A 24,925-nucleotide genomic window follows, 5' to 3' on the forward strand; every position below is an offset into this window, starting at 1 on the left:
CCGTTCACCCTGAAGGTGCATCCGTTCTCTGCGATTTCGTGATCTAGGCAATCCGATCATCGCAGGTCGGAGGCACCTTCCTTGCATCTACCGATCTTCAAAGCGCTTCAGCGGTGAATACCCGAGGCTGGTACAGGAACGATCGCGACGTGTCCATCGACATGGCGCCGGAGCAAGGCTGGAGCGTTCCCGAACTCGACCCTTACTGGACCTTCTACGGGTCGACGCACGCCATCAGCAGGGAATGGGAGGGCTGGCATGCGGTCCAGACCCTGCACCTCCTCCGGGAGAGTCACTTCACCTGCGACCTGGCGGAGGACATCGCCTGGCACGCTCTGGAGGCGATCACCCGCGAATTGGACGGTAACGACGGCTCGGATCCGGACGACGTGGAGGCCACGAGCGCATTCGGCGTTCTCTCTCCGGACCGGGCGCTGTCCGCCACGAACGCCATCACCAGAGTGTGGCTCGCCTCCAGCCGTCCCGCCGGGAGCGACGATCTCCAGCAGGCGTACGGGGACTGCCTCCTAGTCATCCTCCGCAGCCGCGACGACGGCGACACAGCGAGCCGCAACGCCTATCTGGCGAGGATCCTGCGGCAACTCGCCGCCGATCGCGACCGCCTCTCACCCGTTTATCGTGCCAAGGTCCTCGGCTTCCTCAGTTGCCTCAACGAACCGATCGTGAACGAGTCCTATCTGGCCAGATTCCCCGTCGTACGGCGCTGGGTGAAGCAGGCCTTCGAAGACGTTGGCTGGTCGGCCGCCTCCGAGTGACGTGCTCAGGCTTTGTGCGCCTCCAAGCGGAGTTCAGGGCCAGTGGCTCTCGTCCGGGCTGAGCGCGGCCGGTTGGGTGTTGGCAACCATTGCTTTCTGCTGACGCCAGCGGTCCGTGTAGGTAGGTGGGCGTGCGCGTCAAGCCGGAGTTACGCACGTATTTGGCATGATCAACGGCCGAAGCTTCCCGGTGTCTTGGCGATCATAGCGGGTGCCGACACCCGGATGGCCCAGAATAAGGGCCTGACCTGGGGGAATGCCTGCAAGATCATCCCGTGTATATCCCCTGATCATGGTCTTACGGCTGCATGTGAGCACCGTCCGTTGCCTACCAGGGTCACGAAACGAAAGACCTGCGGCCATGAAACCGCAGGTCAGGGGCCTGAAATGCCGATCTAGGTGAGTGCCCCCGGCAGGATTCGAACCTGCGGCACCCGCTTTAGGAGAGCGGTGCTCTATCCCCTGAGCTACGGAGGCGGACTCTCGTAAGCCTAGCGAAAGTCTGGCACTGCGTGGGACGTCGGGCGGCGATCAGTTTGGCTGGGTTGGTTATGGGTGCTCTGAGCTGCGGTAAAGGCCTGACAAGTGATCAGATTCTTGTTCGTCGTGCGTGGATAGCGTCTGCCTGTGACCAGGAGGCGAAGCACGCAAGCCCGTCGGCGGCCCGTTGTGTTGTTCGGGGCGTTGCTGGCGCCGGCGATTCTCGCTGGAGGGTTGCTGGCGGGGGAGATACGTGGGTTCGAGGTGGAGGGGGCCGCTGCGAGGGGTGGCGGGGTGATGGAGGTGGCGTTCGCGCCGGTGTTGGTGCCTGCGCCGGCTCGGCCTGATCGGTGGTACGAGGGGGTTGTGCCTGCGCCTGTGAGGGAGGCCCTGCCTGATCGGGGGCGGGAGGTGGCTTCTGGGGAGGGTGATCCGGAGCCCGAGGTTGAGGCGGAGGTTGAGGAGCCTGTTACGCCGGCGCCTGCGCGGACTCAGGCTGGGTGCCCGGGGGAGTGGGTGGACACCTGGTTGTGGGAGTTGTGCCGGGATCGGGAGCAGGAGGCGGCCCGGGGGAGTTGGGTGCCGGGGATCTGAACCCGGGGGCGGTGTGTGGGCGTACCTCTCGGTAGAAGCGCTATGGATGGGTGTGGGGGTGTTGCTGTGCGTGTGGGGTGTGCAAAGTGGGCTATTTGTCTCATAACAGCTCTTCGGAGTTCGGTCCGGGCACTCGGGGGGCTGTAGTAACGTGCGTGCCTGACCCGGGTAACGAGATTGCAAACGGAGGAGTCGAACGTGCCAGCCCCTCGATCAGCGGGTCTGATCGCGGTCGTCATGGCGGTGGCTTCTCTCTTCGTGCCTGTTGGGGCGGTGTCCCCGGCGCAGGCTCAGGAGGCCCAGCGGGTGCTGGAGCGGCGGAATGATCCGTCCAATCTGACCGAGTTGCGGAAAGAGGCCGAGCAGTCGGCCAAGGAACTCGAGGAAGCCACCAAGGCGCTGGAGAAGCGGCGAGCCGAGATCGCGGCCTCCGAGAAGGAGCTCAAGACCAAGCTGACCGCGTTGCAGGAGCTCGAGCAGCGGCTGGCCGTCATGCGGCAGCCCGTGTCGCAGATGGCCGAGTTGCTGTACGAGCAGCCGCTCGTGGCCGGTGGTGTCATTCCGTTCCTGTCCGGGAGCGCGGACGAAAAGACCTTGCGGGCCCTGTCGGACGCGAACCTGATCGTGGCCGCACGGCAGCAGGCCGTCGAGCAGACCAGCGCGCTGCACAAAGAGGCCGAGCGGCTCGCGGGTGAGGCGCAGGAGCTTCGGGCCGGCAACCTGCTCGCGGAGGCACAGCTCGCGGCCGAGGTCGATACGTTGCGGCAGCGGTCGGACAAAATCGTGAAGTCCTTGACCGCGGCGCTCGTGAAGCTGGGGATCAAGATTGACAAGGTGGGACGGGCGGCGCTGGGGTGCAACCCGCTGCGGGCGGCCACGGCCGGTGACTATCCCAACGGGCTGATCCCCAAGGGCATGCTCTGCCCCCTGCAGCAGAAGGGGTTCAGTCTCCGGGCCGACGCCACCATCGCCTTCGTGAGCCTGAACGAGGCTTATCGGCAGCGGTTCGGCAAGTCCATGTGCGTGACGGACGCGTACCGGAATCTTGCCGAGCAGCAGTCGATCTACTATCGGCGGCCGGGGTTCGCGGCGGTGCCGGGGCGGAGCAACCACGGGCTCGGGCTGGCTGTGGACCTGTGTGGCGGGGTGGAGAGGTCCGGGTCCGCGGAGTTCGTGTGGATGGAGAAGAACTCCAAGAGGTACGGGTGGTTCCACCCGTCGTGGGCCTACAGCAGCCCGTTCGAGCCGTGGCACTGGGAGTATGACCCCAAGATCGATTCTCTGCTCTGATCCTCTCTAGACCTGGGCCACTTCGGCGCTGCAGAAGGCGCAGCGGGAGGCGGCCTTGGGGATCTCCGACAGGCATTCGGGGCATTCGCGGGTCTTCGACTCGACCTTGGCGGCGGAGCGGGTCTTGAGATGCGTGTACGGCTTCACCACCATGAAGTAGATCACCGCGGCGACCATCAGGAACGAGATGACCGCGTTGAGGAAGTTGCCGTACATGAAGTTGGACTGGCCGATCGTGACCTTGAGCGAGGAGAAGTCGGGCAGGCCGCCGAACGCCGAGATCAGCGGGGTGAGGAGGTCGGCCACGAACGACTGGACGATCGAGTTGAAGGCCGCACCGATGACCACCGCCACGGCCAGGTCGATGACGTTGCCCTGCATGAGGAACTTCTTGAATCCGTTCATGCCAAGAGATCGTAGCCGAATGATTACCAAGAGTTAGGTTTGATGGTGATCGAAAGGCGGGCGTGGGTTTGGGCGGCTGCCAGGTCGGCTGCTTGGGACGGGGTGGTGGCCAGGACGATCAGGGCGCCGTCTTCCCCGGCTGATGCCACGCCTTTCGGGCGGGGGATGGTCAGCACCGTGGTGTCGGGGGCCAGCTGGCGGGCTGGGCCGCCTTCTCGGTAGGAGGCCAGGAGCGTGATCGTCGAGCCGGGGGAGATCAGGGTGGCCGTGGCCGCGTCGGCTATGCGTACGGGGGTGGCGACCAGGCCGGGCGGGAGGGGGTAGGTGGCCAGTAAGCGGACATCGGTCAAGGGCTCGCCCCGGCGCATGGGGGTGGCCAGGGTTTGGCCTGCTGTGATGGTGTGGACGGCTCCTGCGGGCGGATGGTTGAGGGCGACCGGGTGGAAGTCTTGGGGGTGGAGGGGGCCGGGAGGCAGGTCGCGGGCGGCGGCCAGGACCGTGGTGGCGGAGGTGGCCGGGCGGGTGGCGATGAAGGCGGACGTGACAGAGATGGCGGCGAGCGCCGCCGCGATGAGGCGGCGGCGACGGCCGTAGCGAATCAGCCAGGACCGGATCACGGTAGCTCGAAGGGGAGCTTGATGCCGTCGAGGGCCGAGCCGCAGGGGCAGGTGCGTTCCTCGGGGAGGGACTGGACGGTCTCGGACACCAGGGTGCGCATGCGGGCGACGTTTTGCGCGAAGAACTCGAGGACCTCGTCGTGGGTGACGCCCTGGCCGGCCTCCACGCCGGCGTCGTGGTCGGTCACGAGGGAGACGGACGTGTAGCACAGGGCCAGCTCGCGGGCCAGGATCGCCTCGGGGAAGCCGGTCATGCCCACGATCGACCAGCCGTTGCCCGCGTACCACTGCGACTCCGCGCGCGTCGAGAAGCGCGGCCCCTCGATGACCACCAGCGTGCCGCCGTCGACCGTTTCCCAGCCGCCTGCGCGCGCGGTCCGCACGGCTGTGGACCGGCCAGAGGGGCAGTAGGGGTCGGCGAAGGAGACATGGACGGCACCGTCGATGTCGTAATAGGTCTGGACGCGGCCAGAAGTGCGATCTACGAGCTGGTCGGGGATGACCAGGGCGCCGGGGCCGTACTCGGCTCTCAGCGAACCCACGGCGCTGGGCGCGAGCACCTGGCGGACGCCGAGCATGCGCAGCGCCCAGAGGTTGGCACGATAGGGGATGCGGTGTGGCGGGAAGCGGTGATCTCGCCCGTGTCTGGGGAGGAACGCCACGGACCGCGAGCCGATGCGTCCGACCGTGACGACATCGCTCGGGGGGCCGTAGGGCGTGGCGAGCAGGATCTCCTCCGCGTCGTCGAGCAGGGAGTAGAAGCCCGAACCGCCGATGACGCCGATGTCTGCGCGAGTGACCATGGCGCAGAGAGTAGCCGGATCGGCGGGAGGCGAGGACGACCAGAACGGCGTTCTGTGGATAACTCGATTGCGCAGAGTTGGTACACCAGTACGAAGAGTAGGATCGCCGCATGCGGCAACAAGGCCTCGGACTCATCATCGTCGCGCTCATGCTCGGCATGCTGCTGGCTGCGCTCGACCAGACGATCGTGTCCACGGCCCTGCCGACGATCGTGGGCGACCTCGGCGGGCTGGAGCATCTGTCCTGGGTCGTGACCGGCTATCTGCTGGCCTCGACGGTCTCGACGCCGCTCTGGGGGAAGCTGGGCGATCAGTACGGGCGCAAGAAGCTGTTCGTCAGCGCCATCTGCATCTTTCTGGTCGGGTCGGCGCTTTGCGGGCTGAGTCAGAACATGGTGGAGCTCATCGCCTTCCGGGCTGTCCAGGGGCTCGGCGGGGGCGGGCTGATGGTGCTGGCCCAGGCGATCGTGGGTGACGTGGTCTCGGCTCGGGAGAGGGGGAAATACCAGGGGTTCTTCGGCGGGGTCTTCGCTGTTTCCAGCATCGTAGGGCCGTTGCTGGGCGGGCTGTTCGTCGATCACCTGTCGTGGCACTGGGTCTTCTACATCAACCTGCCGCTGGGGGTCGTCGCGCTGTTCGTGATCGCGGCGGTGCTGCCGAGGGACGACACAAGGACCAAGCACGCGATCGACTACGCGGGCGTCGTGCTGCTCGGCGGGGCGACGTCCTGTCTTGTGCTGCTCACGACCTGGGGCGGGACGACGTACGGGTGGAGCGATCCGGTCATTCTGGGGCTGGCGGGGGCTGCGCTGGCCCTGCTGGCCGGCTGGGTGGCCGTCGAGCGGCGGGCGGCCGAGCCGGTGTTGCCGCTCGGGCTCTTCGGGGTCAGGGCGTTCGCGATGTCGTCGGTGGTGGGGTTCGTGGTGGGGTTCGGGATGTTCGGGGCGCTCACCTATCTGCCGCTCTTCTTGCAGGTGGTGCATGGTGTCAGCCCGACCCTGTCGGGGGTCTACCTGCTGCCGATGATGGCGGGGATGTTGACCATGTCGGTCGTGAGCGGCCAGATCATCGCCAAGACCGGGAAATATCGGTATTTGCCCATCGGGGGGACGGCGTTCGCGAGTGTGGGGATGTTCCTGCTTTCCACGATGGACGAGCGGAGCAGCCTGTTCACGATGGGCGTATACCTGCTGGTGCTCGGGATCGGGCTGGGGATGACCATGCAGGTGCTCGTGATCGTGGTGCAGAACGCGGTCGACTTCAAGGATCTCGGTGTGGCCACGTCGGGGGCCACGTTCTTCCGGTCGATCGGGGGGTCGTTCGGGGTGGCGACGTTGGGGGCGGTGTTCTCGGCCACGTTGAGCGATGATCTGCGGGAGGTGCTGCGGGGTGCGCGGCTGCCCCCGGGGTTCGATCCGGCGAGTGTTCAGGAGGATCCGACCGTCGTCCAGCGGTTGCCGCGGGGGCTTGCGCTGGAGTTCCTGCACGTTTACGCCGATTCGATCGCGGCCGTGTTCCGGGTGGCCGGCCCTGTGATGCTGGGGGCGTTCCTGCTCAGCTGGTTCATACCGCAGGCCCGGCTCAGGGAGACGACGAAGGCGGCGGATCTCGGGGAGGGGCTGGGGGCCACCTCTGCGGAGCGGTCTTCGCTGGCCGAGGTGGAGAGAGGGCTCGTACGGCTGGCTGACGCGGATCTGCGTCGGGGCTATTACGACCGGCTGGGGGCGTTGGCCGGGTTGAGCGGGATCCCGCCGCAAGGGGTGTGGGTCGTCGCCAGGTTGGGCGGGGAGGGGTGGGTGCAGGCCGAGGCGCTGGCCGAGCGGGCGAAGGTGAGCAGGGAGCAGGGGCGGCCGTACGTTGATCAGCTCGTGGCGGCGGGGCTGGTGCGGCGGTCGGATGACGGCGATGCCCTGCGGCTCACGCCGGCGGGGGATGAGGCGGCCGTACGGTTGCTGCGGTGCTCACGGGAGGGGTTGCGGCGGCTGGTGGCGGACTGGGGGCCGGATCCGCAGCTCGAACGGCTCGTCGATCGGATGGCGCCGGAGCTCCTGGGGGATCCGGTCGATCGGCCTCGGTAATGGCACGGCCCGTTGATCGTGGGTGAGGAGGCGGGCGCATGCTGAAAGCCGTCCCCACACGGTGAAGGCTGCCCCCGTGGATGCGAAGCCCGTGGCGGCGGCAGATGGGCGGCGTGCCGGTTTGGCGGGGTCCGCGGTTTCCATGCGAGTCCGTCCGTCGAAAGCAGATCGCCTGACGAGGCCGGTTGAGCCGTAGCTGGCTGCCCTGTCGCTTCGCCGAGCGTCGAGCCGTAGGTGCTGGGCTCGCCGTTTTCGTGCGAGCCCGGCCGGCTGAAGGCGGACGACCTGCCGGTACCTCCGCATTGCCGGCCACGGACGGGTCTGCTCAGCGCGTGAGGAATGCCGGCTCGGCGCCCAGCTGCTGGTGCCCAGCAGCGCCGAGGGCGAGACCGTACTGGCCCATGCCGGGCGGCCGCGTGACATCCGTACGCGAGCCCGCGCACGGTGGGTCAGTTGGACGCGGCGGCCGGGGCGGGGGTGGTCGTGGACGACGAGCTCGAGTCCGACGACTTGCTCTCGCCCGACTTCGACGAGGACGGGGTCGACGAGGAAGCGGCGGCCGTCGAGGACGACGAGCGGTTGTCCGTCCGGTAGAAGCCGGAGCCCTTGAACACGATGCCGACGGCGGAGAACACCTTCCGCAGGTTGCCCTGGCAGTTCGGGCAGACCGTCAACGCATCGTCGGTGAACTTCTGGACGGCCTCGAGCTGCTCACCGCAGTCGTTGCAGGCGTACTGGTAGGTCGGCACGCGCTCCTCCTTCAAACTTTGGCACTCGAGCGATGCGACTGCTAATGGTAACCGATAGGGTCAAACACCTATTCCAACCCCCGCTCTCCGTACCAGCCGGCCAGCTTCCCGCTGCGGCTCACGGCGCGCAGGCGGCGTTCCACCTGGTCGCGGCAGGAGGCGGTGGTGACCACCAGAAGCTGGTCGTCGGCCCGGAGCCGGGTGGTGGTGGCGGGGACGAAGGATTTGCCCTCGCGTACGACAAGGGTCACCGCGGCGCCGGCGGGCAGCCGGAGCTCGAAGACCTCCACACCGTGCAGGCGCGAGCCCATCGGGATCTTGACCTGCAGCAGGTCGGCCTTGAGCTCCTCCAGGGGCGCCGACTCCACCTCCAGGTCGTGTGCCTCGCCCGGCGCGATCACCCCCAGCACCCGCGCCGCGAACGGCAGCGTCGGCCCCTGGAGCAGGGTGAACACGATGACGATCACGAAGACCTGGTTGAAGACGTCCTTGGAGCCCTCGACGCCGGCCGCCCATGGAATGGTCGCCAGGACGATCGGGATCGCGCCGCGCAGGCCGGCCCACGACAGGAACGCCTGGTCACGCCAGTCCACCCGCCCCAGCCGCAGCCCCCACGTCAGCAGGGAGCTGACCAGGACCGAGAGCGGGCGGGCCAGGAGGACCAGGATCGTGCCGGTGATCAGGCCGGGGATGATGGCCGACGGCATCTCGTCGACGTCGGCCAGCATCCCGAGCATGACGAACAGCCCGATCTGCGCCAGCCACGCCGCGCCCTCCGCGAAGCCTCTGGTCGCCGCCCGGTGCGGAAGGCGTGAATTGCCCAGGATGAGTGCCGTCAGGTAGACGGCCAGGAAGCCCGAACCGTGCAGCAGCACCGCGCCGCCGTACGAGACGAACGTCAGCGCGAGCACCGCGATGGGATAGAGGCCGGAGGCGGGCAGGGCGACGCGGCGCAGGGCGTACGCGCCCGCGGGGCCGATCGCGAGGCCGACCGCCGCGCCGATGACCAGCTCGACCGAGGTCTCCAGCAGGAACGTTCCCAGCGCCGCCTGCGAGTGCGAGGCCCCGCTGAGCAGCACCACGGCGATGACCGTCGGGGCGTCGTTGAAGCCCGACTCCGCCTCCAGCACCCCGGCCAGGCGTGGCGGCAGCGGCAGTCTCCGCAGCACGGAGAAGACGGCGGCGGCGTCCGTGGAGGCCAGCACCGCGCCGAGGATCAGCGCCGTCCTCCCGTCTATGCCGAGAAGTCCCTGTACGGTCAGCGCCACCACGACGATGCTGACCGCCACGCCCACGGTCGCCATCACCATGGCCATGGGGACGGAACGCCGCACATGGGACCAGTTCGTGGTCAGACCACCCTCGGCCAGGATCACCGCGAGCGCCGACAGGCCGATCTGCTGGGCCACCTGCGGGCTCTCGAAAGGGATCCCGACCCCGGAAGGCCCCAGAGCCAGTCCGAAGCCAAGGAACACCAGAAGGCTGGGCAGACCGCTGCGATGGGCGATGCGTACGGACGCGATGGCCGCGATGACGATCGCGCCACCGAGGAGGAGCCAGACATCAAGCGTCATCTGGCTCCCCTCTCGTATCTGCGTTCACATAAGACTAGTGAGTCCCGAAGGCGTCATCGCATAGCGGACCTGCCGGTCATGCGGCTCGCGGGGGACTCCGTCGATGAGTTCGCCGTCGTGCAGCAACGCCACCGTCGGGACGTTCGGGCCGACGCGGGACAGGGCCCGGTCGTACGATCCGCCGCCGCGCCCGAGGCGTACCCCCGTCGCCCGGTCCACCGCCAGGGCGGGCACGATCACGAGGGCGGCCGTGCGTACGGCGTCCACGCCGCGCCGGGTGTCGACCGGCTCCATGATCCCGTAGCGCCCCGGGGCGAGCGTGTCCGGGCCGTCGTACACCGCCCAATCCAGGTCATTGTCCTCCCGCAGAACGGGCAGGATGACTGTGGCTCCATGTTTCCAGAGAGCGAACACGAGACCGTGCGTATCCGGCTCCGACCCCGTTGACCAGTAGCAGGCCACCAGGCCGGCCATCTGCACCCAGGGTTGTTCGAGCAGAGTTTCGCGGACCTTGATGGAGTTTGCCCGCAGTTGTTCGGGGGAGAGGTTGGTGCGCGCCGCGTTCACCTCACGGCGCAGGTTCAACTTGTCCACAGGTCCCTCCACTAGGGTCTACTCATGGCTGACTTCGACCCTGTGACGAAAGCCGTCGTGCCCGCCGCGGGTCTGGGCACCCGGTTCCTTCCGGCGACCAAGGCGACACCGAAAGAGATGTTGCCCATCGTCGACAAGCCCGCGATCCAGTATGTCGTCGAGGAGGCAGCCTCCGCTGGGCTCCTCGACGTGCTCATGGTCACCGGCAAGAACAAACGGTCAATCGAGGATCATTTTGATCGGGCGTTCGAGCTGGAGGAGGCCCTCGAGGCCAAGGGCGACGAGCAGCGGTTGTCCCAGGTTCGCGAGCCCGCGTCGCTGGCGACCCTGCACTACGTACGGCAGGGCGAGCCGAAGGGGCTCGGCCACGCGGTGCTCTGCGCCAAGCACCACGTCGGTGACCATCCTTTCGCCTGCCTGCTCGGCGACGACCTGATCGACCACCGTGACCAGCTGCTCAAACGCATGATCGAGGTGCGTGCCACGTTCGGCGGGAGCGTGATCGCGCTGATGGAGGTCCCCAAGGAGCAGGTCTCGCTGTACGGCGTGGCGACCATCGAGCCGACCTCCGAGGACGACGTCGTCCGCGTGACCGACCTCGTCGAGAAGCCGCCGGCCGACGAGGCGCCGTCCAACTGGGCGATCATCGGGCGCTACGTCATCGACCCGGCCGTGTTCGAGGTGCTGGAGAAGACGCCGCCGGGGCGGGGCAACGAGATCCAGCTCACCGACGCGCTCCGTACGCTCGCGTCGCGCAGCTCCGAGGACGGCGGGCCGGTGCACGGCGTGCTGTTCAGGGGCCGCCGGTACGACACGGGCGACAAGTTGGACTATTTGCGGACCGTGGTGAAATTTGCGGCAGATCGCGAAGATCTGGCGCCGGAGTTCGTGCCGTGGCTGCGGGAGTTCCTTGATGAAATCAGTTGACGCGCATCTGGCCGAGATCCTGGCCACTGTACGTCCGCTGGCCCCCCTTGAGCTGGAGTTGGAGCAGACTCTCGGAGCGACGCTGGCCGAGGACGTGTCGTCGCCGGTGCCGCTGCCGCCGTTCGACAACTCGGCCATGGACGGGTACGCGGTGCGGGCCGAGGACGTGTCGGAAATTCCGGTCACGTTGCCGGTGATCGACGACGTGGCGGCCGGGTCCGTGGAGCTGCGGGCCGTGGGGCCGGGGCATGCCGTACGCATCATGACCGGCGCCCCCATGCCCGCCGGGGCCGACTCCGTGGTGCCGGTCGAGTGGACGGACGGCGGCACGGTCTCCGTACGCATCGACCGCCGCGCCGAGCCCGGCAACGCGATCCGGCGGGCCGGGGAGGACGTGCAGGCCGGCGAGATCGTGCTCAAGGCGGGCACCCTGATCGGTCCCGCACAGCTCGGGATCATCGCCGGGGTCGGGCGGCGGCGCGTCTGGGCGCGGCCGCGACCCCGGGTCGTCGTCATCTCCACCGGCGCCGAGCTGGTCGAGCCGGGCGGGACACTGGAGCGCGGGCAGATCTGGGATTCCAACAGCTACACCCTGACGGCCGCTGTGCGCGAGGCGGGGGCCGAGGGGTTCCGCGCCGGGTCCGTCGGGGACGATCCGGGCGTGCTGCTCGACCGGCTGGACACGCACCTGGTGCGGGCCGATGCGATCATCACCAGCGGTGGGGTGTCGATGGGGGCGTACGAGCCGGTCAAGGAGGCTCTGTCGCCGCTGGGGACGGTCCGCTTCGAGAAGGTGGCGATGCAGCCGGGGATGCCGCAGGGGTTCGGCGTGCTGGGGGAGGACCAGGTGCCGATCTTCGCCCTTCCCGGCAATCCGGTGTCCTCTTTCGTGTCGTTCATGCTGTTCGTACGCCCGGCGCTGGACAAGATGCGCGGGCTGCCCGCCGGCATGCCGGCGGCGGTCACCGCGCGGGTCACCGCGCCGCTGCGCTCGCCGTTCGGGCGTCGGTCATACCTGCGGGGCGTGCTGGCCGCCGACGGCACGGTGTCGCCGGCACACGGGCAGGGCTCTCACCAGCTCGCCGCCCTGGCCTCGGCGAACGCCCTCATCGTGGTGCCCGAGGACGTGACCGAGGTGGCGGGCGGGGCCGCCGTGGAGGTGATCCGGCTGTGAGCTCCGGTGGTGGGGGTGCGGGCTCGCGGCATGGGGCTCGGGGCGCGCCCGGGATGATGGAGCCATGAGCGAGCTCACGCATATCGACGAGACCGGTGCCGCCCGCATGGTCGACGTGTCGGCCAAGGACGTCTCGGCGCGCACCGCCACGGCCACCGGCCGGGTGCTGCTGTCGGCCGAGGTGGTGACGCTGCTCCGGTCGGGGGAGGTGCCCAAGGGTGACGCGCTGGGGGTGGCGCGGATCGCGGGGATCATGGGGGCGAAACGTACGCCCGACCTGATCCCGCTCTGCCATCCGATCGCGTTGCACGGGGTGAAGGTCACGCTCGACGTCGAGGACTGGGGCGTGGCGATCACGTGCCGGGTGAAGACGGCCGACCGTACCGGGGTGGAGATGGAGGCGCTGACCGCGGTCTCGGTGGCGGCGCTGGCGCTGATCGACATGGTCAAGGCGGTGGATCCGGGCGCGGTGATCACCGATGTGCGGGTGGAGGAGAAGCTGGGCGGCAAGACCGGCCGGTGGACGCGGGACGAGGCGTGATGCGCGCACTGGTGATCACGGTGTCGAACCGGGCTTCGGCCGGGATTTATGAGGATAAATCCGGGCCGCTGCTGGCCGACTTGTTGCGGCAGGATGCCGGGTGCGAGGTCGAGGGGCCCGTGGTGGTGCCCGATGGCGAGGCGGTCGAGGGTGCGCTCCGGGAGGGCGTGGCGGCCGGCTTCGACGTCATCGTCACCACCGGGGGGACCGGGTTGACGCCCATGGACCTGACGCCGGAGATGACGGCCCGGGTAATTTCTCGGGAAATTCCCGGTATCGCGGAGGCCATCCGGCTGGCGAATCGGGAAAAGGTGCCTACTTCCGTACTGTCCAGAGGTTTGGCGGGACAGGCGGGTGACACCTTGATCGTAAATTTGCCGGGATCGTCCGGTGGTGTGCGAGATGGCGTTGCCGTACTCGCTCCGATCCTGCGGCACGCGGTCGATCAGATCCGGGGCGGCGATCACCCGCGCTGACCTCGACTCGGAGCACTGCTCCCTGATCCGTGGCGACATCGTGCCCGATAGGGGGATGATGAGAGATGTGGATCGACTTCGTGGCTGGCCGGCGACCCTGAACGAAGGCTCGGTAGGCCTCCGGCCGCTGCGGCTGAGCGACGTACGCGTATGGCGCGAGACTCGGCTGCGCAACGCCGACTGGCTACGTCCCTGGGAGCCCAGCAACCCCGAGACACCCCTGTTCAGGACCGGGCTCGGGCCCTACATCTCCATGGTCGGCACCCTACGCCGCGAGGCCAGGCAGGGGCTCGCGCTGCCGTGGGTGGTGACGTACGACGGCCGTTTCGCCGGGCAGTTGACGGTGGGCGCAATCGTGTGGGGGTCTGCCCGTTCTGCCCAGGTCGGCTACTGGATCGACGGGGCACTGGCGGGCAAGGGCATCACCCCCACCGCGCTCGCCATGGCTGTCGACCATTGCTTTTTCACCACCGGATTGCATCGGCTCGAAGCGAACATCCGCCCCGAGAACCAAGCCAGCCGTAGAGTGGTTGAGAAGCTCGGTTTCAGGGAAGAAGGCATTCGGCGTCGCCAACTCCACATCGACGGAGCCTGGCGCGACCACATCTGCTACGCGCTGACCGTCGAGGACGTTCCTGGCGGGCTGCTCGTGCAATGGCGTCGCGCTCGTGAGTCAGCCGCTCACGGTGGGTCTCCCGTCGAAGAGGTTTGACGATCTCGCGACACACCGCACCGAATGCTCGTCAATCAGTGACACGCGGTCTTACGGTGCGTGACGTGAGCACATTGAAGGCGCGACGAGCACACCCGCGTCTTCGTGCTGCCCGGAGGTGGTCGTGAGCCCCGCCTTCCTCTACATGGCCATCGTTCTGATGTGGCTTTGCGTCCTGATCCCGATGTGGCTGCGCAGGGACAAGACGAACCTCGCCGAGCTGGCCGAGCTCGAAGAGTATTACACCGGCGAGCACCAACTGCCCGATCTCGACAACCTCGCCCCCGATGCCGACGAGGACGACGGCGCTCCGGTCGCCGAGATCGAGAAGGTGGACGTCCGCCAGTTCCGCTTCCGGCGCCGCGCCATCATCGTCGCCCGCCGGCGCCGCCTGCTCTTCTTCACCGCCCTCCTCGTGATCGCCTCCGTGGTGACGGCCGCGGTCGAGATGATCCCGTGGTGGGGCGTGGTGCCCTCGGTGGTCATCATGCTGGCCTACATGGCGTTCCTGCGGATCGCCGTACAGGTGGACAGGGAACGCCGCGAACGCGCCCGCCAGGCGCGCGCTGAGCGCCTGCGGCGGCTACGTGAGCAGCGGCGGGTCGCGGCGGAGGCGGAGGCCGAGATCATCGATCTGGCCGCGCTGCACCAGGACGTCCTGTTCGACCAGTACGCCGAACCGCCCAAGCGGGCGGTGGGGGACTGAAAGGGTGGCGCGAGGACTCCCCGGAGTTTGCTAATCTGGTCGAGTCCTTGGGGATGTAGCGCAGTCCGGTAGCGCACTTCGTTCGCATCGAAGGGGTCAGGGGTTCGAATCCCCTCATCTCCACCCAGGTCAAAGGCCGCTTCCAGAGCGTTGGAAGCGGCCTTTGGCGTTGCCGGGTGACTAAGTGAGTGACTATCGGTTCTGCGACGATGACGACCATGTCGAGGATCGAGTTCTCGTACGGAGCGCCGAAGCATGGGTGGGCTGTGGTCACCATCGCCCATGAAGGGCGTGAGGCCCGGATGGTCGTGTCGTATGTGACCGATGCTCTCCGAGACCTCCTGTACAGCCTGGTGCGGGTCACTCAAGGAGACGACGCCCGCTTTTCCTGGGATGGCGAGCCCACCGGGTACCGATGGATATTCACGCATGAGGACGATGGGGTCCGGGTCCGCATTCTCGAGTTCCGGGATGGGATGAGGCCGGAACCGGACGATGCGGGGCGAGAGGTGTTCGCGCTACTGAGTGCGGTAAGCCCTCTGGTGCGAGCGGTAGTCCGATCGGTCAGGCGACTGCCCTTCGAGGTGGGCGAGGATGAGTACGCCCGGCAGTGGAGAGGACAAGCCTTCCCACTGCGCGAGCTGAACGTGCTGGAATCCTGGCTCAAAGATCACTGACCTGGGTCGAAGATCCGATCCATCGCCTCGGCTCCCTCCAGGAGGACGGGGCGGAGCTGCTTGCGGTAGACGGTCTCGGTGACGGTGGTGTTGCGGTGGCCGACCAGGCGTGAGATGGCCTCGATCGGCATGCCGGAGTCGGAGAGCAGTGAAACGAAGCTGTGCCGCATCTCGCGAGGCGTCCAGTCGTTCGGGTTGAGGCCGGCCTTCTTGAGGACGGCCCGAAACGAGCGGCGGACGTTGTGCGCGTCGAGCTCTGTGCCGACCTTGGAGGCGAACACGAGGTCGTTGTCCTGCCAGCGGTCGCCTGCCGCCTTCTTGGCTACCTCCTGGCGTTCACGGTGGAGCTTGAGGGCATCCACGCAGCGCCTTGGCACGGCCAGGGTGCGGCGAGACTTCTTGGTCTTGGTGTCGCCTCCTTCACGGACGGAGCGCCAGACCATGATCGACGGCGGGGTGCTGTCCATGTTGACGTGTGACCAGGTGAGCGCGCGGAGTTCCTCCGTGCGAGCACCGAGAAGCAGCGACAGGACCACGTACGCGTGCAGGGCTGTACCCTCCGATGCCTTGAGAACGGCCTCGGCCTGGGCGAGGGTCAGCGACTTGGATGGGCGGCCGCCCTTGCCCTTCGGGATCTCACAGAGGAGCACGACGTTGCGTTTCACCTTGTCGCGGGCCTGAGCGCGTGAGATCGAGCGGACGAGGATGGAGCGCAGCTCGCGCAGGGTTCGGGTGCTGAGGTCCTTGGACTTGTCGGCCAGCCAGCGGTCAACGTCGTCCGCCGACAGGTCCACCAGCTTGCGAGCGCCGAGGCCGGAGATGATGTGCTTGTTCGCGAGGATCTTGCACTTCTCCACCGTCGCGGCGTCTCGCCCGCTGAGGCCGAAGTCCAGCCAGTTCTGTACGGCGTCCGCCACGGTGTAGCCGGTCGCGGAAACCATGAGGCCGTCATCGTAGTCGCGGATGATCTGCTTGAGCTTTTCCTTGGCGGCGGTCTTGGTCTTGCCGCTGGCCTTCTTGACGATCCGCTTTCCGGCTGGCGTGTAGCCGACCGTGACGGATGCGATCCAGCGTTGCCGGGTCTCGTCCCAGTGCAGGCCGCCGTCCCCGCGGCTGCGGCGCTTGGTCATGAGGCCTCCCGCTGCAGGAGGGCGATGTACTCGGCCAGCGCGCTGACGGGGATGAGGCGGCAGCGGCCCTGCTTGACCGAGCGGAGGCGGCCGGAGCGGAGCTGTTCGTAGATGACGCTGCGGCTCATCCGGAGCTTGGCCATGGCGTCGGGGACGCGGTAGAGCTGGGTGTCATCGGCCATGGTCATCTCCTTCGGTGAGAGTGGCGGCGAGGGCTTGTTCGCCGGGTGTGAAGCCCTGCCCGGCGTACTGCCAGTGGCCGAGGACGAAGGTCGTTTCGGGTTCGTACGGCAGTCGTGCGCGGGTCCAGTCGATGCGGGCCTGGCGGAGATCGCCGAGGGTGGTGGAGTAGGCGCGGCTCTTGGTCGAGAAGTGGCCCCGGAAGCCGAGCATGTGAGCCCAGTCGCGCAGGCGTAGGTGGGCGAGGTCCGGATGCGTCGTCGGGTTGCCGAGCGCCCAGGCGGTGCGGATCAGGCGGGCCGGATGGTCGGCGATGCCGAGGCGGGCGAGCTGGTGGATGGTGGCGTGGGTGAGTGGCCGGTCGAGAGTGCCCGAGGTTTCGGCGGCCTTGGTGGCGTACTTGGCGATGTAGCCCGCGACCTTCTCCTCGGTCATCTTGCCGTCGTATCGCCACACGGCCCTGAACGTAGATGTGTGGCTGGGGGGCTGATCACCTCGCACACCATCGACTCAGGCAAGCCCAGCAGACCGACTCCTCCGTATCAAGCCCGGCTCTGACCGCAGGACAACGCATGATCGAGGAACGGCGACCGGCGAACGTACACGCGAAGCCGAGCTTGACACTCCGTCCCCGGCCCGCTGCCGCTACGCGGTGAGTCGACGGCGTACGAGGTGATCAGGGCCTGTAGATGAGTGCTGGCCGCACGGGGGGGCGGGACCTACCACGTCTCGCCTAGGAGCAGCACGGCCCAGAGCCGTTGCGCTTCGGCGGAGGCCAGTTGCTGGCGAGCGGCGCCTTGGCAATCAAACGGTTCTTCCCGAAATAGCGGCACATTATTGCAATGAGCGGTTCCGGCAGGCTTGGCGCTCCTACGATTGAACACGTGGCCTCCTCCGATGTGATCGCGATGATTGCTGCCATCATCGCGGTAGCTTCCTTGTTATATGCGCGTCGATCCGCGATCGCTGCGGTGCGTTCGGCCAAGGCTGCTGCCGACTCCGCCCATGCAGCTGCTCGAAGTGTGGACGCCGATGAGCTTGCGGCCGTTCAGCAGGCGCGAACCGAAGCCGACTCCGGACGTGTAAAGGTCTACGTCAGCTTGGAGCGCTCCCCGGGGTGGAGGATCACCTACCTCGGAAAGGAGATCTGCGACCAGTACGTATTTGAGTTCGCCAATCAGGCGGATTTCCAGGGGAACTGGCTCGAAGCTCCTGTCCGAGGCATCCTCGTTAATGAGGACACGCGCACCATCGTCGTGGACGATTCGTGGTCATGTGTAGGCGGATCTACTCCGCTATGGCCCGATCCTCTTCCCGAGCCCATCGGCGATCATCGTGGAGTGCGAGTGCCGCCTGGCGGGGCCGTCATTATCGAAACGACTATCGGTGCGTGGACCGAACGTTGGCGAGAGCTGTGGGCCGGGAACGATTTGGATGAGCTTTGGTCCCGCGGCCCTGCGACCTCCCTGCGCGTGTGGGCTGCTCAAGAAGGCGATGGAGTGAACTACGCGGCAGAGGACCGCCACAGTCCGCCTAGTGGATGGGAGATCCGGATAGGTGTATATGACTGGGCGTTTGAGCCGAGGCCCAAGGATGACCCGGACGCGCTCACTTGGAGTATGCGCGGCAAGCCATCATTCATCGTTACCCGCTCTCCCTACCGACCATCTCCTCAGAGCATCCACGAGCTCATGTGATCGGGTCGGGTGATTGGGAGATTGGAAGCTTCTGGCACTAGCCCGATCTGCGGCTGTGCAGTCGTTTGACCACCATGCTGCTGAGTGACCAACTGCGTGACAACCGGGGCGTATAAGTGCGGACGCCAACGGATCTCGCCGGACTGTTTACACAGCTCAGTCCGGCTAAGGAGCTTGATAAGGACCGCGATCATGTGGCTTCGCATCGAAGGGGTCAGGGGTTCGAATCCCCTCATCTCCACCCAGGTCAAAGGCCACTTCCCAGTCGCGGGAAGTGGCCTTTTTCGTGATTGAGTGACTATCGGTTCTGAGTGCGACGATGACCGCCATGTCGAGGATCGAGTTCTCCTATGGCGCTCCAGAGCATGGGTGGGCTGTGGTCACCATCGGCCACGAAGGGCGTGAGGCCGGGGCGATTCAGGCAGGCCCGTCAGCTCCCATTGGATTACTGATACCGGAATCCTGTTCATGCTGGCCAGGGGACGTCACGTTGCGTTACACCCAAGCCCCATCGTCTCGTGGCGATCAGGGTCTGTGCTTGTCGGTGGCGGCTGGCAGCATGACGACATGACCATGCAGCCCCTCGATGTCTCTTGGCTCTGCGGCGAATACGCCGAGGAGTGCTACAGCTTCATCTACATCCGTGCCACGCCTGAACAGGTGGTTTCCCGCCTCGGCGGTCGATGGGAGGACTTCACGCCGGGTCCCTTCCCCGATGACCCGGATGACTATCCAGACCTGGGGGAGTCGATCGGCGTCACCTCCATCGGTGATTGGACGTTCGTTTTCGATCCTGCCTGGCTCGGCACCCGCGAAGACGTGATCACTGAACTCTCCGAGGGCACCAGCCTCGTCTCCCAGGCCGCACTCGGCGTCAAGGGCATAGAGGACTTCTACTGGTGCGAGGATGGCGAGATCCGGTTCGCCTTCGGGAGTGATGACGGATATCGAACGGAGATACCGGATGAACTCGTGGGCACGATGGCGGAGATCGACAGGCTCTACCCGTCGTTTCACCAGTTCTACGAAGGGCCTGCTTTCCTGCTTGTCGAGCGCCTGACCGGGATCAGGGTGACGGAGCAGCTGCTGAAGGGCTCCACGCTGATGTGGGGCGTCGTCCCAGAACCGGCCAAGCCGTAACGTTGGCCGGCAGCGAGCTTCTCCATCTTGAAGCAAGAGCTCAGAGCGGGGCGTGTCCACGGAAGTGATGGCAGAGGTGAAGGATCGGCCTGAGCTGGTGTCGACGTGCTGGAACTACTGGATCGCGGTCCCGACCGGTGACCAGGCGGGTGTCATGGACGTCTTGGGCCTCTCCTCCTCTGAGCCGATGACGTTCGCCGGGGGCTCGAGAAGTGATCGGCGCCGACGGGTACGGCGACCCGGACGACCGCCGTCACCTGTCGCGGGTTTTCGTCACACCCGAGGTGGACGGCTGGACCCTGGTCATCGGGGCCTGGTGCGATCCCTGTGACGGCGGGCGTCACGAGGACGTGCTCAGATCGTGCGAGGCACTGAGCGCCCGCCAGGGAGGAGCCCAGGCCCACTACTACGGTGCGCCGGGGAACGGCTCGGCGTGGCTGGTGGCCGAGCACGGCCGCGTCGTGCGCCCGAGATCGCCGCCGCGTACGGTGTCAGCCCGTTCACCTTGACGTGCGAGACGAAGGTACGGGGGACCGGAGTGCTCGCGGTCACACCGGGCACGACCGACCACAGGAGTTGAGGGACAGGGGCGGCTCCAACCGCCGCCAGCAGCTCGATGGGGAACTTCCGATCGGCTTGGCCGCGCCAGCTCGGGGATCAGGCTGGTGCCGAAGATGCAGAGGGTCTGCTCCCAGGGGTGGCCGAAGGTGCCGTTGGTCCTGTCTTCGGACAGGAAGACGTAGTAGTCGCCGTTGGGGAAGATCTCGACGGGCCGGCTCTGGGGTGTCGTGGAGGGTTTGGCGGTGGGGCCAGAACCACCAGCATGGGTGCTGCCAGTCGAGCAGCAGCAGGCGCTGTGACTTGGGAAAGGCGCGGGTCATGGCCAACAGGTCAAGGGCGTTGACGGCGTTCTGGGCGGCGGCGAATTCGGGCGGGCTCCTGGCGAAAATCGGAGCCAGGTCGATGGTCAGCGACGGTACGGGCTCATTGATGGTCGGTTCGCCGTGCTGCCATGAAGTGGTCGGAAGGTGAAATGCGCGTCGAACGGAGCCCAGTGGTCTTCGTAGCTATCCGGGTCGATTTGCTCCAGGCGGTGGTGGTCATGAGATGACCGTTACGGTGAGTGGCGCGAGCCGGGCTGGGGGTGGTAGCCGGGCCTGAAACCGGAAAGTCCGACTCCAGATCGTGGAATCGGGCCTTCTCTGCGTTCGGGGCTACCTGGTGGATGGTTGGTCTTCAGGCTGGGACTTCGAGAGCGTCATCATGGAGAAGTCTGCGAACGCGGCGCGGGCCCTGCTGTTGCGGTCTTGAGATGTGTGGGTGAGCGGTTGGGCGTCGTCGAGATCTGCTCGTGGCCTATGAGTCGGGCGACGTCGTTGACGGGGCAGGTGGTGTAGCGGCGGCTTCTGCCCGTACTCGCTGTGTGCGGTTGTGTTCGTGTGGCGATCGAGCAGGTGGCTTTTGTCGGGGTGTTCGCGCTGGGGTCGTCGCTCGTGTTGCGTGTCCGGGCAGGTCATGTGACGCAGATCACTAGCTTGGGGTGCTCGTAGAGCAGGTTGTCGGTGGTGCCTGCGATCGTGTCCTGCATGGGCGAGCTGGTCGAGCGAGTGGATGAACTGGACCGCGTGCTGGGAGTCGTGGATCGCGCAGAGGCGGAGCGTCGGCGATGGATGCATCGGATCGCGACGACGATCTGTCGCGATCCGATGCGGCGGATCCTCGTGCTGCGCCGAGCGGAGCAGCACACTCGTTTTCCCGGCCACTATGACGTGATGGTCGGCGGTGCCGTGGACGTGGGCGAGTCGTATGAGGAAGCGGCAGCCCGCGAGCTGTCCGAGGAGCTGGGCGCCGGCGTCCCGGTGCGTTTCATGTTCAAGTTCCTGTGCCGGGATGGGGTCAGCCCTGTCTGGTTCGGGGTGCACGAGGCCGTGATCACTGAGCCATTGCTTCCAGATCCGTCCGAGATCGCGTGGCATGCCTGGCTCACAGAGCTCGAACTGCGGGAGGTCGTTGATCGATGGTCTTTCGTTCCCGGTGGGCGAGAGGCGTTGCGCCGATATTCGGTATTCGGGAACGAGGGCCAGCCGGCGGCCGGCTGATCGGCGGCAGCATGTTGCCCGGCTGTGACCGCAGGACAGCGCGTGATCGAGGAATGGTGACCGGCGAACGTACACGCGAAGCCGAGGTTGACACTCCGTTCCGGCCAGCTGCCGCTTCGCGGTGAGTCGACGCGGCGGTACGAGGTGATCGGGCACTGTACGCGGCTTCGCCCAGGACGGCTACGAGTCGGCGCGGGGCCACTGCCTCATCTGGTCTGCCAGCGGCGGTTCGCGCGGGAAAGTGAGCGTGCGTCCGAGTAGCCGAGACGCCGCGCGAGGCTGTGGAGGCCGGCCGGCCGCATGCGGTGGTATTCCGATCGCCGTACGCGATCGAGTTCTTCGCGCCAGGTGGTGCCGTGGGCGGCGAGCCGCCGCTGCAGGGTGCGAGGGCTTGTCGCGAGACGCGCGGCAACGGCGGCGATGGTGGGGCCTGTCATCAGCGAGTCCCGTAGTAGCCGGCGGAACTGGTCCAGCCATGTGGTCCTCACCGGCAGGGGCGGAAGGCTCTCGGCCTGGTATCGCAGGATCCTCGCCAGGAGCGAATCGGCCCCGAGGAGGGGCAGATCCAGGTCGGACTTGCGCATGGTGACGGTGTCGGCAGGGGCGCCGAAGTCCACCTGGTCGGTCTGGAAGAACGCGTGGAACGCGTCGTGACGTCGGGGTGCGGGCTGCCGGAGGGCGACCTGCACCGGGTTGACGGGACGACCGGTGGCCGTGCGGGCGCGGCTGAAGGCGCCGGCGATCCAGAACTGCATCGCCAGGTCAGCGCCGCGCCCTTCGCCGGTGTTGAGATGGACGGTGAAGGAGAACTCCCGATCGGTCTCTTCGGCGGGCTCGAATCGCCAGTTCGTGCTGATGGTGTTCATGTACGTGCCGGTGGCCGCCATGCCGTCCCAGAGCGTGGGAGCGGTGATGAACAGGTAGTCGTAGAGGCCGAGCGCGCCGACCACGTAGCGTTCGGCGATCATCAGGGCGATCTCGCGATGGTCCACACCGTGCTCGACGAGCTCCCACGCTCGCAGATAACGGTCGCCGGTGATCCTGGCGTGATCGGTACGGAGCGCCCGTCCGGGAATGCCGGCCTGCCGTGCTATCGGCTCGGGGTCAAGGACCTGAACCGCTGATGATGAGCCTCGGAAGCAGTGCAAGATCGAACCCATCCACAGGCTAAGCCTGGCAGCACCGTGGCGCGGTTTACCACCTGGTTGGCGTGATTTGTCCTATCCAGCTCCGGGCGCTGTCCTTGATCCTCTTCTTAATCGCGACACGGGGAGTGAAAGGAGCCTGATGCCCACCGACAACACCGCCCCAGCCGCCACCGTCACTTCGCGAACCGCCCTCTGGGACCGGCTCGCGCTGGGCACGGTCGCCGGTGCCGTTCTGTTCACCGTTGCCTGGATCGTGCTCAGCTTCATCAGCGATGGGTACACCATCGGCGGCGACCACATCGCGCCGTATTCCAACCTCACCCAGCCCATCAGCGGACTGGGCATGGGCGACACCGCCCCGTACATGAACACCGTGTTCGTCCTCAGCGGACTGCTGCTCGGGGTCGGCTTCCTCGGCTTCTTCCGGGCCTTCGAGGGAGGACGCACGATCAGGCGCGTGCCGGCCTCGATCGGCCTCGGCCTCGTACCGATCGGCCTGGCGCTCATCGGGCTGTTCGATCTCGAAGCGTCCCCGACGCAGGCCGAGAGGTGTTCGCCCTACTGAGCGAGACAAGCCCTCTGGTACGAGCGGTGGTCCGCTCGGTCAGGCGACTGCTCTTCGAGATGTGTGAGGAGGAGTACGCCCGGCAGTGGAGAGGACGGGCCTTCCCACTGCGCGAGCTGAACGTGTTGGAATCCTGGCTCCAAGGTCACTGACCTGGGTCGAAGATCCGATCCGTTGCCTCGGCGCCCTCCTGGAGGACGGGCGGTCGCGCTCTACCCGCTGCACGACCGCAAGAGGTCCACCCTCGAGGTGTACGTGCTCGGTCCCGTCTACTGAGCCGGCTTGGCCTCCTCGGCCTGAGCGCCGCAGAACACCTCCTTGACGAGCCTGTCCGCCAGCGCCGAGAAGTCCTTCGCCGGTCCCCTTGTGGCCTCGTCCACCCAGGTCACCGAGGCGGTCAGGGTCCTCTTACCGTCAGGAGAGCTGTACATCAGCGCCCCGAAGCCGTGCGGGGGGCTGCCGTTGTGCTGGTAGACAGTGCCGCAGTTCGGGCCCAGGTCCTGCACGAACAACCCGAAGCCGTAGCCGAGCTTGCCGTGCGGCTTGCGCATCTCGGCCAGCAGCGGCGCCGGGAGGAGCTTGCCGCCGTTCAGCGCGGAGATGAACGTGTGCAGGTCCTGGGTGGTCGAGATCATGTCACCGGCGCCGGCCAGGAGGGAGAGGTTCTGGCGGGTGATGTCGACCACCTTCCACTGGCCGGCGTCCTGGTAGCGGTAGTAGCCGTGGGCGTGCGGCCCGGGGATCTGCGTCCGGTCGCCCGGCACCATGGTGCCCCGCAGCCCGAGCGGGCGCAGGATCCGCCGCTGCATCTCCTCGGCGTACGAGCGGCCGGTGACCTTCTCGATCAGCAGCAAGGCCAGCGTGTAGTTGGTGTTGGAGTAGTTCTGGTCCGTCCCGGGCTCGAAACGTGCCGGCTTGGACAACGCGAACCGGACCAGCTCCTCGGGCCGGTAGCTGTGGAACCGGTTGTCCAGCCACTCCTGGCCGGTGGCGGGGAGCCCCGGCACGTACGTCCCGTTGTCGTAGGCCTCGCCGCCTGCGTAGTTGAACAGCCCGCTGGTGTGCTGCAGCAGCATCCGTACGGTGATCCGCGAGTCCAGCCCGAGCTCGGGGAGATGGCCGGCCACCGATTCGTCCAGCCCGATCTTGCCCTCGGCCACCAGTTGCAGCACCAGGGTCGCCACGAAGGTCTTGGTGACGCTGCCCACCGGGAACCGCCCGTTCGTCGGCGGCTTCGCGGCCTGGCCCAGCTTGCGTACCCCGGCGCTGCCGACCCACTCGCCCTGCTCATCGTTCACGCGGACCTGCATCCCGGCGAAACCGGCGTCGATGAACGCCTGGACGGCCGTCCGCAGCTCCGGGCGATCCTGCCCGGCGGCGGCCGTCGGCACGGCCCGGCTGTCCGCCGAGGCCACTCCGGTCGTGGCCGCACCGGCCAGCAGCGCGGCCGCCAGCGCCGTTGCCCCCACGCGCCGGAAGACCCGCGTACGGACGCTGTTGTCGCCGGCAGGCACGATCCTGTTTTCGTATGTCCTGTTGCGCAGCTTCGAGGCCGCTGACCTGTTCATGGCATTCACCATCGCCGAGCGCTCTGATACCGGGCCGTCGTCGTGCTGATACGGCCGCTGACACGCCACCGCGGCAGACCCGAAGCGCCGCCAGCCAGAACCTTCGCCCAGGTCCGGTGGCCGGACCTGGGCGGTCGCTGGGCAGTGGGGTGTGGACGTTGCCTTGGGTGCCGTGTTGCCTTGCTTGTCGGCAGGCGCGGGTGAACCCTGCACCGGATCCGCACA

At 67.1% G+C, this 24,925-nt stretch carries 27 protein-coding genes, 2 tRNA genes and 1 pseudogene; 16 read left to right on the top strand and 14 right to left on the bottom strand.

All coding sequences use genetic code 11. The features are described from left to right. The first annotated feature begins 149 nt into the window (after positions 1 to 149). Positions 150 to 776, top strand: coding sequence for a hypothetical protein (locus ACBJ59_RS27775; RefSeq protein WP_375113189.1), 627 nt, complete (start codon positions 150 to 152; stop codon positions 774 to 776). A 404-nt stretch (positions 777 to 1,180) separates the two neighbouring features. Here the strand turns inward: ACBJ59_RS27775 and ACBJ59_RS27780 are convergent. Further along, a tRNA-Arg gene (locus tag ACBJ59_RS27780) sits at positions 1,181 to 1,253 on the bottom strand. Between the two features lie 855 nt (positions 1,254 to 2,108). Between ACBJ59_RS27780 and ACBJ59_RS27785 the strand changes: the two genes are divergently transcribed. Further along, a complete protein-coding gene (locus ACBJ59_RS27785) occupies positions 2,109 to 3,140 on the top strand; it encodes a D-alanyl-D-alanine carboxypeptidase family protein (protein WP_375113190.1) in 1,032 nt (343 codons plus the stop codon). Between the two features lie 6 nt (positions 3,141 to 3,146). Here the strand turns inward: ACBJ59_RS27785 and mscL are convergent, their stop codons facing one another. Genes mscL through ACBJ59_RS27800 form a run of 3 tightly spaced genes read right to left on the bottom strand, consistent with a single transcriptional unit; the run spans position 3,147 to position 4,965 of the window. Continuing rightward, the gene (mscL, locus tag ACBJ59_RS27790; protein ID WP_375113191.1) at positions 3,147 to 3,545 is read right to left on the bottom strand and encodes a large conductance mechanosensitive channel protein MscL; all 399 of its coding nucleotides are present in this window, start codon (positions 3,543 to 3,545) and stop codon (positions 3,147 to 3,149) included. Between the two features lie 23 nt (positions 3,546 to 3,568). After that, positions 3,569 to 4,162 carry a flagellar biosynthesis protein FlgA gene (locus ACBJ59_RS27795; RefSeq protein WP_375113192.1) on the bottom strand — a complete coding sequence of 198 codons (594 nt, stop codon included), beginning with the start codon at positions 4,160 to 4,162 and terminating at the stop codon, positions 3,569 to 3,571. Then, positions 4,159 to 4,965 (bottom strand): S-methyl-5'-thioadenosine phosphorylase, encoded by an 807-nt coding sequence (locus tag ACBJ59_RS27800; RefSeq protein WP_375113193.1) that lies wholly within the window; start codon positions 4,963 to 4,965, stop codon positions 4,159 to 4,161. The genes ACBJ59_RS27795 and ACBJ59_RS27800 overlap by 4 nt, the downstream gene beginning before the upstream one ends. A 110-nt stretch (positions 4,966 to 5,075) precedes the next feature. Here ACBJ59_RS27800 and ACBJ59_RS27805 point away from each other — a divergent pair, with 110 nt between their 5' ends. After that, entirely contained in the window at positions 5,076 to 7,043 is a 1,968-nt protein-coding gene (locus tag ACBJ59_RS27805) for an MFS transporter (RefSeq protein WP_375113194.1), read from the top strand. Positions 7,044 to 7,492: 449 nt separating this feature from the next. Here the strand turns inward: ACBJ59_RS27805 and ACBJ59_RS27810 are convergent, their stop codons facing one another. The 3 genes from ACBJ59_RS27810 to ACBJ59_RS27820 form a co-directional block, all read right to left on the bottom strand. Further along, the gene (locus ACBJ59_RS27810) at positions 7,493 to 7,792 is read right to left on the bottom strand and encodes an FmdB family zinc ribbon protein (RefSeq protein WP_375113195.1); all 300 of its coding nucleotides are present in this window, start codon (positions 7,790 to 7,792) and stop codon (positions 7,493 to 7,495) included. Between the two features lie 68 nt (positions 7,793 to 7,860). Further along, a complete protein-coding gene (locus ACBJ59_RS27815) occupies positions 7,861 to 9,366 on the bottom strand; it encodes a potassium/proton antiporter (protein WP_375113196.1) in 1,506 nt (501 codons plus the stop codon). Between the two features lie 24 nt (positions 9,367 to 9,390). Next, positions 9,391 to 9,960 (bottom strand): 5-formyltetrahydrofolate cyclo-ligase, encoded by a 570-nt coding sequence (locus ACBJ59_RS27820; RefSeq protein WP_375113197.1) that lies wholly within the window; start codon positions 9,958 to 9,960, stop codon positions 9,391 to 9,393. A gap of 24 nt (positions 9,961 to 9,984) precedes the next feature. Here ACBJ59_RS27820 and galU point away from each other — a divergent pair, with 24 nt between their 5' ends. The 8 genes from galU (at position 9,985) to ACBJ59_RS27860 (ending at position 15,173) form a co-directional block, all read left to right on the top strand. Continuing rightward, on the top strand, positions 9,985 to 10,887 hold the full coding sequence (gene galU / locus ACBJ59_RS27825) for a UTP--glucose-1-phosphate uridylyltransferase GalU (protein ID WP_364132675.1): 903 nt from the start codon (positions 9,985 to 9,987) through the stop codon (positions 10,885 to 10,887). After that, positions 10,874 to 12,061: a gephyrin-like molybdotransferase Glp gene (glp, locus tag ACBJ59_RS27830; protein WP_375113198.1), complete on the top strand. Its 1,188-nt coding sequence runs from the start codon at positions 10,874 to 10,876 to the stop codon at positions 12,059 to 12,061. Before galU ends, glp begins: the two co-directional genes overlap by 14 nt. Positions 12,062 to 12,125: 64 nt before the next feature. Continuing rightward, positions 12,126 to 12,602 (top strand): cyclic pyranopterin monophosphate synthase MoaC, encoded by a 477-nt coding sequence (moaC, locus tag ACBJ59_RS27835; protein ID WP_364132679.1) that lies wholly within the window; start codon positions 12,126 to 12,128, stop codon positions 12,600 to 12,602. Continuing rightward, positions 12,602 to 13,078 (top strand): molybdenum cofactor biosynthesis protein B, encoded by a 477-nt coding sequence (locus ACBJ59_RS27840; RefSeq protein ID WP_375113199.1) that lies wholly within the window; start codon positions 12,602 to 12,604, stop codon positions 13,076 to 13,078. Before moaC ends, ACBJ59_RS27840 begins: the two co-directional genes overlap by 1 nt. Positions 13,079 to 13,136: 58 nt before the next feature. After that, complete coding sequence (locus ACBJ59_RS27845) at positions 13,137 to 13,790, top strand: GNAT family N-acetyltransferase (RefSeq protein ID WP_375113496.1); 654 nt, start codon at positions 13,137 to 13,139, stop codon at positions 13,788 to 13,790. A 124-nt stretch (positions 13,791 to 13,914) separates the two neighbouring features. After that, positions 13,915 to 14,496, top strand: coding sequence for a hypothetical protein (locus tag ACBJ59_RS27850; RefSeq protein ID WP_375113200.1), 582 nt, complete (start codon positions 13,915 to 13,917; stop codon positions 14,494 to 14,496). A gap of 49 nt (positions 14,497 to 14,545) precedes the next feature. After that, positions 14,546 to 14,619 (top strand) — tRNA-Ala (locus ACBJ59_RS27855). A 95-nt stretch (positions 14,620 to 14,714) separates the two neighbouring features. Then, positions 14,715 to 15,173 carry a hypothetical protein gene (locus ACBJ59_RS27860; protein WP_375113201.1) on the top strand — a complete coding sequence of 153 codons (459 nt, stop codon included), beginning with the start codon at positions 14,715 to 14,717 and terminating at the stop codon, positions 15,171 to 15,173. Here the strand turns inward: ACBJ59_RS27860 and xerC are convergent. Genes xerC through ACBJ59_RS27875 form a run of 3 tightly spaced genes read right to left on the bottom strand, consistent with a single transcriptional unit; the run spans position 15,167 to position 16,939 of the window. After that, a complete protein-coding gene (gene xerC, locus ACBJ59_RS27865) occupies positions 15,167 to 16,303 on the bottom strand; it encodes a tyrosine recombinase XerC (RefSeq protein ID WP_375113202.1) in 1,137 nt (378 codons plus the stop codon). The two genes, ACBJ59_RS27860 and xerC, sit on opposite strands and share 7 nt — an antisense overlap. After that, entirely contained in the window at positions 16,300 to 16,485 is a 186-nt protein-coding gene (locus tag ACBJ59_RS27870) for a helix-turn-helix domain-containing protein (RefSeq protein WP_375113203.1), read from the bottom strand. Before ACBJ59_RS27870 ends, xerC begins: the two co-directional genes overlap by 4 nt. Further along, positions 16,475 to 16,939: a replication initiator gene (locus ACBJ59_RS27875; protein ID WP_375113204.1), complete on the bottom strand. Its 465-nt coding sequence runs from the start codon at positions 16,937 to 16,939 to the stop codon at positions 16,475 to 16,477. The genes ACBJ59_RS27870 and ACBJ59_RS27875 overlap by 11 nt, the downstream gene beginning before the upstream one ends. Before the next feature lie 428 nt (positions 16,940 to 17,367). Between ACBJ59_RS27875 and ACBJ59_RS27880 the strand changes: the two genes are divergently transcribed. The 3 genes from ACBJ59_RS27880 (at position 17,368) to ACBJ59_RS27890 (ending at position 19,829) form a co-directional block, all read left to right on the top strand. Next, positions 17,368 to 18,180, top strand: a complete 813-nt coding sequence (locus ACBJ59_RS27880) for a hypothetical protein (protein ID WP_375113205.1) — start codon at positions 17,368 to 17,370, stop codon at positions 18,178 to 18,180. Positions 18,181 to 18,747: 567 nt separating this feature from the next. Further along, positions 18,748 to 19,320: a DUF6461 domain-containing protein gene (locus ACBJ59_RS27885; RefSeq protein ID WP_375113206.1), complete on the top strand. Its 573-nt coding sequence runs from the start codon at positions 18,748 to 18,750 to the stop codon at positions 19,318 to 19,320. A 212-nt stretch (positions 19,321 to 19,532) separates the two neighbouring features. Next, complete coding sequence (locus ACBJ59_RS27890) at positions 19,533 to 19,829, top strand: hypothetical protein (RefSeq protein WP_375113207.1); 297 nt, start codon at positions 19,533 to 19,535, stop codon at positions 19,827 to 19,829. Here the strand turns inward: ACBJ59_RS27890 and ACBJ59_RS27895 are convergent. Together ACBJ59_RS27895 and ACBJ59_RS27900 are read right to left on the bottom strand one after the other, a co-directional pair. Continuing rightward, positions 19,727 to 20,083, bottom strand: a complete 357-nt coding sequence (locus ACBJ59_RS27895; RefSeq protein WP_375113497.1) for a DUF2716 domain-containing protein — start codon at positions 20,081 to 20,083, stop codon at positions 19,727 to 19,729. The two genes, ACBJ59_RS27890 and ACBJ59_RS27895, sit on opposite strands and share 103 nt — an antisense overlap. A 19-nt stretch (positions 20,084 to 20,102) precedes the next feature. Then, positions 20,103 to 20,375 (bottom strand): annotated as a pseudogene (locus tag ACBJ59_RS27900) (DUF2716 domain-containing protein); the annotation flags it as partial. 531 nt (positions 20,376 to 20,906) lie between these two features. On the opposite strand from ACBJ59_RS27900, the gene ACBJ59_RS27905 reads away from it, so the two are divergent. Further along, complete coding sequence (locus tag ACBJ59_RS27905; protein WP_375113208.1) at positions 20,907 to 21,419, top strand: NUDIX hydrolase; 513 nt, start codon at positions 20,907 to 20,909, stop codon at positions 21,417 to 21,419. A 206-nt stretch (positions 21,420 to 21,625) separates the two neighbouring features. Here the strand turns inward: ACBJ59_RS27905 and ACBJ59_RS27910 are convergent, their stop codons facing one another. Next, positions 21,626 to 22,579: an AraC family transcriptional regulator ligand-binding domain-containing protein gene (locus ACBJ59_RS27910; protein ID WP_375113209.1), complete on the bottom strand. Its 954-nt coding sequence runs from the start codon at positions 22,577 to 22,579 to the stop codon at positions 21,626 to 21,628. 127 nt (positions 22,580 to 22,706) lie between these two features. On the opposite strand from ACBJ59_RS27910, the gene ACBJ59_RS27915 reads away from it, so the two are divergent. Beyond that, a complete protein-coding gene (locus tag ACBJ59_RS27915; RefSeq protein ID WP_375113210.1) occupies positions 22,707 to 23,132 on the top strand; it encodes a hypothetical protein in 426 nt (141 codons plus the stop codon). Positions 23,133 to 23,401: 269 nt separating this feature from the next. Here ACBJ59_RS27915 and ACBJ59_RS27920 read toward each other — a convergent pair whose 3' ends face one another. Beyond that, positions 23,402 to 24,700: a serine hydrolase domain-containing protein gene (locus ACBJ59_RS27920; RefSeq protein ID WP_375113211.1), complete on the bottom strand. Its 1,299-nt coding sequence runs from the start codon at positions 24,698 to 24,700 to the stop codon at positions 23,402 to 23,404. Between the last annotated feature and the right edge of the window lie 225 nt (positions 24,701 to 24,925).

Origin of the sequence: Nonomuraea sp. MTCD27 (assembly GCF_041950495.1) — a bacterium.
In the GTDB taxonomy this organism is placed as follows: Bacteria; Actinomycetota; Actinomycetes; order Streptosporangiales; family Streptosporangiaceae; genus Nonomuraea.